Genomic DNA, 12,322 nt, shown 5'->3' with positions numbered 1-12,322 from the left:
CATGAGCCACGACGACGACGCCGCCGCCCGCCCGCCCGCCCCGCGTTCGGCCTTCTCGTTCCACGGACGGGTGGCCTCGAAAGGGCCCGGGCCGGCCAGCACCGCCAACATCGCGAACGTCATCACGGTCGTCCGCATCCTCATGGCCCCGTTGTTCATCGCCTGGTTGCTGATCGACGACGGGGCGGATGGTTCGCTCCGTGTCTGGGCTGCTGTGTTGTTCGTCGTGGCGATCCTGACCGACAGCCTCGACGGCATGCTGGCCCGTGGCCTCGACCTCGTGACCGACTTCGGCAAGATCGTCGATCCGATAGCCGACAAGGTGTTGATCGGCGGAGCGCTCGTCTCGCTCACGATCCTGGGCGAGCTGCCGTGGTGGGTCACCGCTCTCATCCTCGTCCGCGAGGTCGGCATCACCGTCTACCGTTTCGCCGTGCTGCGTGATCGTGTGATCCCGGCGTCCCGCGGCGGCAAGGTCAAGACGGTGCTGCAAGCGGCCGCGGTCACCCTGGCACTCTTCCCCCTCTGGAACGTCGTCGGCGAAGGCATGCACTGGGTCAACGGCGTGCTGATGACCGCGGCAACGGTCGCCACCCTCGTCTCCGGGGCGGACTACATGCGCGTCGCGATGAGGCACGGGCGGGCCGCCGCGTGACCACGGCTGCCGACCTCGTGGCCGAGTTGACGAGCAGGGGTCTCACGGTCGCCGTCGCCGAGTCCCTGACCGGCGGCGCCCTGGTCGCCGAGCTCGTGTCCGTGCCCGGGGCCTCGGCCGTCGTCCTGGGAGGGGTGGTCGCTTACCAGACGGAGCTCAAGCACACGTTGCTCGGCGTCGATGCAGGACTGCTCGCACGACACGGGCCGGTGCATCCCGACGTGGCCGCGTCCATGGCCGTCGGGGTACGGGACCGGCTGACGACGGGCGGCCACCCGGCCGACATCGGTCTCGCGACCACCGGCGTCGCCGGCCCCGACCCCCAGGGCGGACACGCACCCGGAACGGTCTTCGTCGGTCTGGCGGTACCTGGCGACGTCCGCGTCGCCGAGCTCACGCTCGCGGGCGACCGGCAGGCCATCCGAAACGCCACGGTCTCCGAATCCCTCACAGCACTCGATCGATGGCTGGTCGAGACGAGGGAATAGCCGGCGTTTCGGTCTCGTTACATCTCTCGAGTTCACAACAGGTGCACAGTCCCCGATGGCTACAGTCGTGGTCAGTCGGTCCGAGCACCATCCGCCGTCCCCCATCTGCAATCATCCCGTCAGATGGGTCGTCCCCGAAGGAGGGTCCCATGGTCCTGGTACGTCAAGAAATCGGCGACGTCCTTCGCGACTTCCGTCTGCAGAAGGGTCGCACGCTCCGTCAGGTCGCGAGCAAGGCCAGCGTCGCCCTCGGCTACCTGAGCGAGGTCGAGCGGGGCCAGAAAGAAGCGAGCTCAGAGATCCTCGCTTCCGTCGCGGACGCCCTCGAGACGCCCATCTCGGTCATCATGCGTGAGGTCGGTGACCGCATGGCCGTCATCGAGGGGCTCAACCCGATCCCCGACACCCTTCCGGACGACCTCGTCGCCGAGTTCGACTCCGACCTCGCGGTCCGCTGACCATCCGTCGTCGCCACGAACGCCCCCGGCTCGCGCCGGGGGCGTTCGTCGTCCAGGGTACCCTCGTCTGATGCGCAAGAGCGAGTTCGCCCGGGCCGTCGAGGACGAGTTCGGAGAAGCCTACGGTCGGGTGGTCACCCGGGACCTCGTCATCCAGTCGCTCGGTGACAGGACCGCCGACCAGGCGATCGCGCAGGGGGAATCGCCCCGCGACGTGTGGCTCGCACTCTGCGAGGCCGAGGGCGTCCCGGAGTCCCGTCGGTACGGTGTCGGGCTGCCCGAGCCGACGAGCTGAGCCGCTGCTCGCTCGGGCGTGTGTTCGACACGCCGGAGGCGATGGGTCGAACACGTGTTCGGACGGGTGGTAGCGTCCTCCACAGGGACGTCGACGATCGAGTTCTGCACGTCGGGCAGTCACCGCCACCGCGATGTCGGGGGTGGCCCGTAGCGTTTCTCGCATCGACGTCCCGCGTCACCGGCACCTGCCGGCGACACCAGCCTTGTCGTAGCGACGACGACCCTGCACCACCGGTCGACGTGGACGCGACAGCCTACAGGCGCACGGACGACCACCACGAAGGAGAAAGACATGCCCTCAGCCGAAAACCGCGAGAAGGCCCTCGAGACGGCTCTCGCCCAGATCGACCGACAGTTCGGCAAGGGCGCCGTCATGCGCCTCGGCAGCGACGAGCGTGCTCCCGTGGCGGTGATCCCGACCGGCTCGATCGCTCTCGACGTCGCTCTCGGCATCGGTGGCATCCCCCGTGGCCGCATCGTCGAGATCTACGGTCCCGAGTCGTCGGGTAAGACGACCCTGACCCTGCATGCCATCGCCAACGCGCAGCGCAACGGCGGCATCGCCGCCTTCATCGACGCCGAGCACGCCCTCGACCCCGAGTACGCCAAGAAACTCGGCGTCGACATCGACGCCCTGCTCGTGTCGCAGCCCGACACCGGCGAGCAGGCGCTCGAGATCGCCGACATGCTGGTCCGTTCGGGGTCGATCGACCTCGTCGTCATCGACTCGGTCGCCGCCCTCGTACCGCGTGCCGAGATCGAGGGCGAGATGGGCGACTCACACGTCGGTCTGCAGGCTCGCCTCATGTCTCAGGCGTTGCGCAAGTTGACCGGTGGACTCAGCCAGACCGGCACCACGATGATCTTCATCAACCAGCTGCGCGAGAAGATCGGTGTCTTCTTCGGTAGCCCTGAGACGACGGCCGGCGGAAAGGCGCTCAAGTTCTACGCGTCCGTGCGTCTCGACATCCGCCGCATCGAGACCCTGAAGGACGGTACCGACGCGGTCGGCAACCGCACTCGCGTCAAGGTCGTCAAGAACAAGATGGCGCCGCCCTTCAAGCAGGCCGAGTTCGACATCCTCTACGGTGTGGGCATCTCGCGCGAGGGCAGCCTCATCGACTTCGGTGTGGAGCACGGCATCGTCCGCAAGTCGGGTGCCTGGTACACGTACGACGGCGACCAGCTCGGTCAGGGCAAAGAGAACTCGCGGAACTTCCTCATCAAGAACGCAGCCATCGCTCAAGAGATCGAGCAGAAGATCCTCGCCAAGCTCGGAGTCGGCGGTGCCAAGCCCGTCGAGGCACCCGTCGAATCGATCGAGGCGAAGATCGCCGCTCGAAAGGGCGCATGACGTCGCGCGACGACGACGCCACAGGGGCGGGTCCGACTGACGACAACAGGCGGCTCGCGCCGGTCACGCCCCTCTTCGGTGCTTCGACCGGATCGCCGTCGTCCGATGCGAGGGTCGACCCTGTGGCCCCGGATGGCCCGTCTCACGGTACCGAAGCCGTCCTGACGGCCATCAGCGCCCACTGGGTGGGCGACGCGTCCCCGCTGGCTTCGGGGGCCGACCACCCGTCTGCCCGAGGTTCTCGGGCGGGCGCGGCCGGGCGTCCCAAGGCGACGGGGTTCGACGATCAGTCCGACGGTGGGCCGGAGGACCGAGAAGCGCAACAGCGACGGGCGGAGAACGTCAGTCTGCATGCCCTCTCGCGCCGTGGTGTGTCCTCGTTCGAGATGGAGAAGCTGCTCCGCTCTCGCGACCTCGACGAATCGGTCGTCGCCGACGAGATCGCTCGTCTCGAGCGGGTGGGTCTCCTCGACGACAGCGAACTCGCCGCGACCCTGGTCCGGTCGAAGCAAGAGCGTAAGGGACTGGGCCGCGGGGCTGTCACGTCCGAACTCCGCGCCCGCGGCATCGACCCGTCGATCATCGACGAGGCCCTGTCCGACACGGACGACGACGAAGAGCAAGAACGTGCCGACGAATGGGCTCGCAAACGGGCCGGTTCGCTGCGCGGGCTCGACCGCGAGACGGCCGAGCGTCGCCTGAACGGGTATCTGATGCGCCGCGGGTACCGCTCCGAGGTCGTCCGCCGTGCCGTCGAGAAGGCCCTGCCCCGGGGTGGCAGCGGTCGCGGCGGCGTCCGCTTCGAGTGATCGGCTCGGGGGTGGCGGCGATCTACACTGAGTCACCATGACGACGGTCGCCACCACCCGCATCCCCTCGGCCGTCGACGGCCCGGCCCGCACGTACGAGGTCCGTACCTTCGGGTGCCAGATGAACGTCCACGACTCCGAGCGGTTGAGTGGTTCGCTCGAGGCGGCCGGCTACGTGGCCGCCGACGGAGCGGAGGCCGACATCGTCGTCATCAACACCTGCGCAGTGCGTGAGAACGCCGACAAGAAGCTCTACGGCACGCTGGGGACCCTCGCCGGCCTGAAGAAGAAGCGCGAAGGCATGCAGATCGCCGTCGGCGGGTGCCTGGCTCAGAAAGACAAAGACGTCATCCTCGACAGGGCGCCGTGGGTCGACGTGGTCTTCGGTACGCACAACATGGGTGCCCTGCCGACACTGCTCGAACGCGCGCGGCACAACGACGAGGCTCAGCTGGAGATCCTCGAGGCGCTCGACGTCTTCCCTTCGACCTTGCCGACCAAGCGCGACTCCACACACAGCGGTTGGGTCTCGATCTCGGTCGGCTGCAACAACACCTGTACTTTCTGCATCGTCCCCTCTCTTCGGGGCAAGGAGAAGGACCGCCGACCCGGCGACATCCTCGCCGAGGTCCAGGCGCTAGTCGACGACGGTGCCGTCGAGGTGACGCTGCTCGGGCAGAACGTGAACTCGTACGGTGTCGAGTTCGGCGATCGGTTCGCCTTCGGCAAGTTGCTGCGGGCCGTCGGGGCGATCCCCGGGCTCGAGCGGGTGCGCTTCACCAGTCCGCACCCGGCGTCCTTCACCGACGACGTCATCGCCGCCATGGCCGAGACGCCCGCCGTGATGCCGCAGCTGCACATGCCCCTGCAGTCGGGGTCCGACCGGGTGCTGCGGGCCATGCGGCGCAGCTACCGCAGCGAGAAGTTCCTCGGCATCATCGACCGTGTGCGGGTGGCCATGCCCGACGCCGCCATCAGCACCGACATCATCGTCGGATTCCCCGGCGAGACCGAGGACGATTTCGCCGAGACCCTCCGGGTCGTCGAGCGGTCCCGGTTCGCCTCGGCCTTCACGTTCCAGTACTCGGTGCGCCCCGGGACGCCCGCGGGCGACATGGCCGAGCAGATCCCGAAGGCCGTCGTCCAAGAACGGTTCGAGCGCTTGACGGCGGTGCAGGACCGCATCTCGGCCGAAGAGAACCGTCTCCGGGTCGGCCGTCCCGTCGAGGTCCTCGTGGCCACCGGCGAGGGGCGGAAGGATGTCTCCACGCACCGTCTTTCGGGTCGTGCCGAAGACAGCCGTCTCGTCCACTTCGAGGTACCGACGGGTCGTGCCGTCCCGCGACCCGGCGACGTCGTCAGCGTGAGGATCACCGACGCCGCACCGTTCTACCTGCTCGCCGATGCGATTGAAGGGCCGAAGTCCCTCTACGAGGTCCGTCGCACGCGCGCGGGCGACGCCTGGGACGCCGCGCAGGCCGCTTCGTGCGGGGTGCCGTCCAGGGGCGACGCGACCCGCGCCTCCTCGACCCGGCCGGCGAGGGTGAGCCTCGGTCTGCCCACGCTGCGGGTGGCGACGACACCGATCTACAGCACGACCGACGACCTCCGCTGACGTGCTGGTCGCGATCGTCGGGGCGACCGGCACAGGGAAGTCCGCCTTCTCGCTGGACCTCGCCGAGGCACTGTCGGCCCGGGGCGAGACGGTCGAGATCGTCAACGCGGACGCCATGCAGCTCTACCGAGGAATGGACGTCGGTACGGCCAAGCTGCCGTTCACCGAGCGGCGAGGCATAGCGCATCATCTCCTCGACGTCCTCGACGTCACCGACGAGGCGAGCGTCGAGTGGTATCAGCGCGAAGCCAGGGGTCTCATCGACGGCATCGTGGCGCGCGGGGCGGTGCCGGTCCTCGTCGGTGGGTCCGGGCTCTACGTCTCGAGCGTGTTGTTCGACTTCCGGTTCCCCGGCACCGACCCCGCGATCCGGAGTGGTTACGAGGCGATCGCGGACGAGCGAGGGGCAGGGGCACTGTACGAGTTGCTGCGAGAGCGTGATCCGGCGTCCGCGACGTCGATCGGGCCTTCCAACGCCCGGCGTCTCGTCCGGGCGCTCGAGGTCGGGGACCTCACCGGACGCCCCCTCTCGGGAACGCTGCCCGAGAAATCGTCGCCGTGGCGGCCGTCGAGCGTTTTCGGTGTGGCCGAGGAGCGACCCGTGCTCGTCGAACGTCTCGACCGACGCGTCCACGAGATGTGGCGAGACGGTCTCGTCGACGAGGTACGGCGTCTGCTGCCTCTCGGGCTCGAGCGAGGGGTCACGGCGAGTCGGGCGATCGGCTACGCGCAGGCCGTCGCGCAGCTCCGGGGCGAACTCAGCGAGGGCGACGCCATCGATGCCACGGCGGCCCTCACCCGTCGCTACGCCCGCCGCCAGGCGAGCTGGTTCCGCCGGTACGACGACGTCGAGTGGTCCCGCTCGGGCGACGCCCAGGCGATCGACCGGGCCGTGGCTAGGATTCTGGGGTGACCACCACGCTGCAGTTCACCAAGGGGCAGGGCACGGGCAACGATTTCGTCCTGTTCACCGATCCCGATGCGGGCACCGACCTGAACCCCGCCATGATCCGGGCCCTGGCGGACCGGAGGTTCGGGGTGGGTGGTGACGGGGTCATCCGTGCGGTCCGCACGGCGGCGTTGTCCACCGAGGCGGGCCTGCTCGAGACCGAGCCGCGCGCCGAGTGGTTCATGGACTACCACAACGCCGACGGCAGCCCTGCCGAGATGTGCGGCAACGGCATCCGTGTCTTCGCGCGCTACCTCCTCGAGCGAGGGCTGGTCCAGCTGGGCGAGGACGACGTGCTCGTCGTCGGCACGCGGGCCGGCGCGCGCGAGGTGCGTCGCGACGGCACGGGTTTCCGCGTCGACCTGGGGCCGTGGAGACTCGGCGACGACGATCCGGTCGTCCGAGCGCGAGAGTTGCACGCCGCACGCCCCGGGCTGCCGATCTCGGTGGGCAACCCCCATGTGGTGGTCGCACTCGCCGGTGACGACGAACTGGACGGTCTCGACCTGACCTACGTGCCGATCGTCGACCCGGCCCCGGCCGACGGGGCGAACGTCGAATTCGTGGTCCCGGCCGATCCGCTCGTGGTCGACGGGCTCGGTCGCATCCGCATGCGCGTCCACGAACGCGGCAGTGGCGAGACCCTCTCGTGCGGCACCGGAGCGGCAGCGGCCGCGCTGGCGACGCGGTACTGGGCAGGAGCCTCGGCACCCGAGGCCTGGTTGGTCGAGGTTCCCGGCGGCGTCGTCGGCGTGTCGGTCAGCCATCACGCCGATGGCGAGCACGTCTCGCTCAGCGGGCCGGCCGAACTGGTCTTCACCGGCGCGCTCGAGCTCTGAGCCTCGGCGGGCGCGGCGTCCGGGTCTCGGCGAAGAGTCCGATCAGCCGGCGTCGGTGAGACGCTCGGCGCGCAAGATCCGGTATCCCTTGCTGGTGGAGGCGCGGGTCACGTCCACGACGTCGGCCATGGTCTCGTTCATCCAGCGCTGGAGGGAGTCGGCCCCCAAGTTCTTCTGCACGACCAGCCACGCGTCCGACCCCACGTCGAGGCGGGGGAGCCACCGTTCGAGCAGGGAGTGCAGTTCGGCCTTGCCGACCCGGATCGGCGGGTTCGACCAGATCGTCGCGAAGCGGAGGCCGTCGGGAACACCGTCGGGGGTCACGGCGTTGACGTTCTCGAGGCCGACCGACCGCGCGTTCTCGCGCACGAGGTCGAGCACTCTCTCGTTCACGTCGACGGCCCAGACCGTCGCGTCGGGTGACGACAACGCGAGGCTCAGTGTGATGGGGCCCCAGCCGCACCCGACGTCCAGCAGATGGCCCGCCCTCGGCGGCGTCGGCGTGCCCGCCAGCAACACCGAGGTGCCGGGGTCCACGCGGCCCGGGCTGAAGACCCCCGCGGCCGTGGTGAGCGTCAACTCACGCCCCGCGAGGACGACGTCGATCGTCCTGGGCTTGGCCGCGCTGCCGGGCTGGGGTGAGAAGTAGTGCTCGCTGGCCATGCTCGCCAACCTACCGAACATCCGCAGGGGCATCGTTCCCTGCTCTCCGCACACCGAAAGGGTTAGTATCACCCCGATGACAGACCACACCACGACACCGCTCGACTCCGAGCGGAACGACCAGCCCGACGACGTCGTCGCGCGCGTCCTCGATCGTGCGGCCCAGAGGGCCTCTGGTTACACCGTCTTCTCGCCCGCCCAGGCCATCCAGACGCGCTCGCTTCACGACGGGAGCGGCTCCGACGGTGACCAGTCGGAGCGCGACGATCGCCAGGCCCTCCGCCGCGTCGCAGGCCTCTCGACCGAACTGCAGGACGTCACCGAGGTCGAGTACCGCCAACTGCGCCTCGAGAACGTCGTCCTCATCGGCGTGTACTCGCAGGGTTCGATGTCCGACGCCGAGAACTCCCTGCGTGAGCTCGCCGCCCTGGCCGAGACGGCGGGCGCCGTCGTCCTCGACGGGCTGCTGCAGCGACGACCGAACCCCGACCCGAGCACGTACCTGGGCAAGGGCAAAGCCGAAGAGCTGCGGGGAACGGTCGCAGCGCTCGGTGCCGACACCGTCATCGCCGACACCGAACTGGCCCCCAGCCAGCGTCGCGCCCTCGAGGACGTGGTCAAGGTGAAGGTCATCGACCGCACCGCCGTGATCCTCGACATCTTCAGCCAGCACGCCAAGAGCCGCGAGGGAAAGGCGCAGGTCGAACTGGCCCAGCTCGAGTACCTCCTGCCGCGCCTCCGCGGTTGGGGCGAGTCGATGTCGCGCCAGGCCGGTGGGCAAGTCGGAGGCGCGGGTGCCGGCATGGGCAGCCGCGGGCCCGGTGAGACCAAGATCGAGCTCGACCGGCGCCGCATCCACACCCGCATGGCCCGGCTCCGCAAGCAGATCAAAGAGATGAAGCCCGCCCGCGATGCCAAGCGGGCCAACCGTGACCGAAACGAGGTGCCCACCGTCGCCATCGCCGGGTACACGAACGCCGGGAAGTCCAGTCTCCTGAACCGGTTGACGAGTGCGGGCGTCCTGGTCGAGAACGCGCTGTTCGCGACCCTCGACGCGACGGTCCGCAAGAGCGTGACGGCGGACGGCCGTCCCTTCACGTACGCGGACACCGTCGGATTCGTGCGCAACCTGCCGCACCAGCTGGTCGAGGCGTTCCGGTCGACGCTCGAAGAGGTCGAGGCGTCCGACGTGATCGTGCACGTCGTCGACGGGTCGCACCCCGACCCTGCCGCACAGCTCGCCACCGTCCGCGACGTCATCGCCGAAGTCGACGGTCGTGACATCGCCGAGATCGTCGTCTACAACAAGAGTGACCTCGTCGACGACGACCAGCGTCTCGTCCTGCTCGGGCTCGAGCCGACGGCGGTCTTCGTCTCGGCACGGACGGGCGAGGGAATCGACGAGCTGCTGGCTCGCATCGCGGCCGTCCTGCCCGAACCCGAGATCGAGCTCGACCTGTTGGTGCCGTACGACCGGGGCGACGTCGTCTCCCACCTCCACGACTCAGGGCGCATCGTCAGCACCGACTACGAAGAAGAAGGCACACGGGTCCACGCCCGTGTGTACCCGAGCGACGTCGCCGGGCTGACGCCGTACGTNGTCGGCGCTTCGTCGTCCCCGGGGCGGATCGCCACCGCGGGCAGGGGATCAGACGGAGCGCAACACGGCGACGACCTTGCCGACGATCTGTGCATGGTCGCCGACGATGGGCTCGAACGCACTGTTGCGGGGAAGCAACCAGGTGTGGCCGTCTCGCTGGCGGAACACCTTGACGGTCGCTTCGTCGTCGAGCATGGCCGCGACGATGTCACCGTTCTCGGCGTCCTGCTGCTGCCGTACGACGACCCAGTCCCCGTCGCAGATGGCCGCGTCGATCATCGAGTCGCCGACCACCCGCAACATGAACAGTTCGCCCTTGCCGACGAGTTGACGCGGTAGGGGCATCACGTCCTCGATCTGCTGCTCCGCCGTGATGGGGATGCCGGCGGCGATCCGTCCCACCATGGGGACGTGAGCCGTGTCGCCGTCGTCACTCGTCGCGAAGACCGTGGCCGGAGCCACCGCCGGGGCCGTCGCGTCCACGAGGACCTCGAGGGCTCGGGGACGGTTCGGGTCACGGCGGATCTTGCCGGCGAGTTCGAGCTGGTTCAACTGGTGCGTGACGCTCGACAGGGACTTGAGGCCGACGGCGTCGCCGATCTCGCGCATGCTCGGGGGATACCCGCGGTGGCCGATGCTCTCGGTGATGGCGGCGAGGATCGACGCTTGCTTCGCCGTCAACTCCTTGCGGGGGAGGACGCCGGGATCGAGCTGACGGGGGGCGTCGGGGGCCGCCTGCGGGATGCGCTTCGGGTCGCTCATGGGTCTCCTGCCGTCGATGTCGGTGGTCCCTGTTTGACTCCTACCACCGATCGAAACCGTATCCGATCAGGCGGTGTCGACAAAACACATGTTCGAGTGTGTCGCGTTCTCGCTCGCAGATCCCCACCAATTTCGACCGGGATCACACATCACAGGGGTTGAAAGCACCGGCAATCGAATGTATGTTCGGAACACGTCTTCGTGTCCGGCATTCCCGGCCGAGTGCCGGGCACGAACTCGTCCCCTGTCTTCCACGGTGAAAGGACCACCTCATGAGCGTCACCTCAGCATCAGCAGTTGCGTCCCCCGTCGACTCGACCCGAGTCGTGCGCACGCGTCTGCGCATCACCCGGCGGGGCCGCGCGGTCGTCGCCGCGCTCGTGGCGGTCCCGCTCGTCGTCGTGGCAGGCGCGCTCGTCCTCAACGGCGGCGGCGCGGTCGCGTCCGACACGACTGGTGTCACCGAGTTCCAGCACGTGACCGTCGACGGTGGCGAGACGCTCTGGCAGGTCGCGTCAGAGATCGACCCCGACGCCGATCCTCGCGACGTCATCGCCGACCTCGTCTCGCTCAACAACCTCCCGAGCGCCGAGGTCTCCGCCGGTCAGAGCCTCGCGGTCCCCGCTCAGTACGCTCGCTGACGCGTCGTCGCCGACGAAGTGGGCGGTCCGGCCCTCAGGCATCGTGTCTCCGCGATGGCGACAGCCCCGACACATCGTCGGCCCGCCCGTACGATGGTGGGGTGTCCTTCAGTCTCGACGACCTGCCCATCCGTGACGATCTCCGGGGATTGACGCCGTACGGCGCTCCCCAGAAGAAGGTCCCGGTCGCTCTCAACGTCAACGAGAACACGCATCCCATTCCCGAAGACGTCGCACGTGACATCGTCGAGTCGGTGGCCCGGGCGGTCCTCGACGTCAACAGGTACCCCGATCGCGAGTTCACGACGCTGCGCGACTCGCTGGCGGCTTACCTCGGGCACGATCTGACCCGCGACAACATCTGGGCGGCGAACGGCTCCAACGAGGTCATCCAGCAGCTCCTCCAGGCCTTCGGTGGCCCGGGCCGCTCGGTCCTGGGGTTCCCTCCCACGTATTCGATGCACTCGATCATCGCCACGGGCACCGGCAGCCGGTGGGTCGAGGGGCGTCGTGACGAGGGGTTCCGCATCTCTCCCGAGACCGCGGTCTCCGAGATCGAGCGCACCCGTCCCGACATCGTCTTCTTCTGCGGACCGAACAACCCCACGGGCACCCCTCTCGACCTCGCCACGATCGAGGCTGCCTACGACGCGACGGACGGCATCGTCTTCGTCGACGAGGCCTACGCCGAGTTCATGCCGGCCGATCAGCCGACGGCACTGACCCTCCTGGCGGGCCGCGAACGGCTGGTCGTGTCCCGCACGATGAGCAAGGCGTTCGCGTTCGCCGGTGCCCGGGTCGGCTACCTGGCCGCGCACCCGGCCGTGGCCGACGCGTTGCGTCTCGTGCGCCTCCCGTACCACCTCTCGTCCCTGACGCAGGCGGCGGCCGTCGCCGCGCTCTCGCACGCGAGCGAGATGCTCGCCATGGTCGACGACATCAAGGCCCAGCGTGACCGCATCGTGCACGAGTTGACCGAGCTCGGGTACGAGCCGTGGTCCACCTGGTCGAACTTCGTGCTCTTCGGTGGGGTCGACGATCCGACCGACGTCTTCGAGCGTCTGCTCGAACGGGGCGTCATCGTCCGCAACCTCGGCATCCCGAACCACCTCAGGGTCAGCGCGGGCACCGAGGCCGAGACCACCGCGTTCCTCGAGGCGCTCCGCGACATTAGGCTCTCTTCGTGACCGAC

13 protein-coding genes and 1 pseudogene are annotated in these 12,322 nt (G+C 68.8%); 12 read left to right on the top strand and 2 right to left on the bottom strand.

The window, feature by feature from the left end; genetic code table 11:
• Nucleotide 1 precedes the first annotated feature (1 nt).
• From pgsA to dapF, 9 genes are all read left to right on the top strand, one after another.
• Entirely contained in the window at nt 2-655 is a 654-nt protein-coding gene (gene pgsA, locus IFT88_RS12715; protein WP_192121018.1) for a CDP-diacylglycerol--glycerol-3-phosphate 3-phosphatidyltransferase, read from the top strand.
• Nucleotides 652-1,143 (top strand): nicotinamide-nucleotide amidohydrolase family protein, encoded by a 492-nt coding sequence (locus IFT88_RS12710; protein WP_192121016.1) that lies wholly within the window; start codon nt 652-654, stop codon nt 1,141-1,143. Before pgsA ends, IFT88_RS12710 begins: the two co-directional genes overlap by 4 nt.
• Nucleotides 1,144-1,292: 149 nt before the next feature.
• Nucleotides 1,293-1,601 (top strand): helix-turn-helix domain-containing protein, encoded by a 309-nt coding sequence (locus IFT88_RS12705; RefSeq protein WP_043596680.1) that lies wholly within the window; start codon nt 1,293-1,295, stop codon nt 1,599-1,601.
• A 70-nt stretch (nt 1,602-1,671) separates the two neighbouring features.
• Nucleotides 1,672-1,896, top strand: coding sequence for a DUF3046 domain-containing protein (locus tag IFT88_RS12700; RefSeq protein WP_043596682.1), 225 nt, complete (start codon nt 1,672-1,674; stop codon nt 1,894-1,896).
• A gap of 294 nt (nt 1,897-2,190) precedes the next feature.
• The gene (recA, locus tag IFT88_RS12695) at nt 2,191-3,252 is read left to right on the top strand and encodes a recombinase RecA (RefSeq protein ID WP_043596683.1); all 1,062 of its coding nucleotides are present in this window, start codon (nt 2,191-2,193) and stop codon (nt 3,250-3,252) included.
• A 386-nt stretch (nt 3,253-3,638) separates the two neighbouring features.
• A complete protein-coding gene (locus tag IFT88_RS12690) occupies nt 3,639-4,061 on the top strand; it encodes a regulatory protein RecX (RefSeq protein WP_192121009.1) in 423 nt (140 codons plus the stop codon).
• Nucleotides 4,062-4,098: 37 nt separating this feature from the next.
• Nucleotides 4,099-5,676, top strand: a complete 1,578-nt coding sequence (gene miaB / locus IFT88_RS12685) for a tRNA (N6-isopentenyl adenosine(37)-C2)-methylthiotransferase MiaB (RefSeq protein ID WP_192121006.1) — start codon at nt 4,099-4,101, stop codon at nt 5,674-5,676.
• Between the two features lies 1 nt (nt 5,677).
• Nucleotides 5,678-6,589 carry a tRNA (adenosine(37)-N6)-dimethylallyltransferase MiaA gene (gene miaA, locus IFT88_RS12680; RefSeq protein ID WP_043596687.1) on the top strand — a complete coding sequence of 304 codons (912 nt, stop codon included), beginning with the start codon at nt 5,678-5,680 and terminating at the stop codon, nt 6,587-6,589.
• Complete coding sequence (gene dapF / locus IFT88_RS12675) at nt 6,586-7,464, top strand: diaminopimelate epimerase (protein WP_043596689.1); 879 nt, start codon at nt 6,586-6,588, stop codon at nt 7,462-7,464. Before miaA ends, dapF begins: the two co-directional genes overlap by 4 nt.
• Before the next feature lie 42 nt (nt 7,465-7,506).
• Here the strand turns inward: dapF and IFT88_RS12670 are convergent, their stop codons facing one another.
• Entirely contained in the window at nt 7,507-8,127 is a 621-nt protein-coding gene (locus tag IFT88_RS12670; protein WP_043596691.1) for a class I SAM-dependent methyltransferase, read from the bottom strand.
• Between the two features lie 76 nt (nt 8,128-8,203).
• On the opposite strand from IFT88_RS12670, the pseudogene hflX reads away from it, so the two are divergent.
• Nucleotides 8,204-9,726: pseudogene (gene hflX, locus IFT88_RS12665) on the top strand (GTPase HflX); the annotation flags it as partial.
• Nucleotides 9,727-9,775: 49 nt separating this feature from the next.
• Here hflX and lexA read toward each other — a convergent pair.
• Entirely contained in the window at nt 9,776-10,489 is a 714-nt protein-coding gene (gene lexA / locus IFT88_RS12660; protein ID WP_192121004.1) for a transcriptional repressor LexA, read from the bottom strand.
• Between the two features lie 272 nt (nt 10,490-10,761).
• Between lexA and IFT88_RS12655 the strand changes: the two genes are divergently transcribed.
• Together IFT88_RS12655 and IFT88_RS12650 are read left to right on the top strand one after the other, a co-directional pair.
• Complete coding sequence (locus IFT88_RS12655) at nt 10,762-11,130, top strand: LysM peptidoglycan-binding domain-containing protein (RefSeq protein WP_056227127.1); 369 nt, start codon at nt 10,762-10,764, stop codon at nt 11,128-11,130.
• A gap of 101 nt (nt 11,131-11,231) precedes the next feature.
• Nucleotides 11,232-12,317: a histidinol-phosphate transaminase gene (locus tag IFT88_RS12650; RefSeq protein WP_192121002.1), complete on the top strand. Its 1,086-nt coding sequence runs from the start codon at nt 11,232-11,234 to the stop codon at nt 12,315-12,317.
• The last annotated feature ends 5 nt before the right edge of the window (nt 12,318-12,322 follow it).

The organism is Frigoribacterium sp. CFBP 8751, from assembly GCF_014841545.1.
GTDB lineage: Bacteria > Actinomycetota > Actinomycetes > Actinomycetales > Microbacteriaceae > Frigoribacterium.
This window is presented reverse-complemented; position numbering and strand designations above follow the sequence as displayed.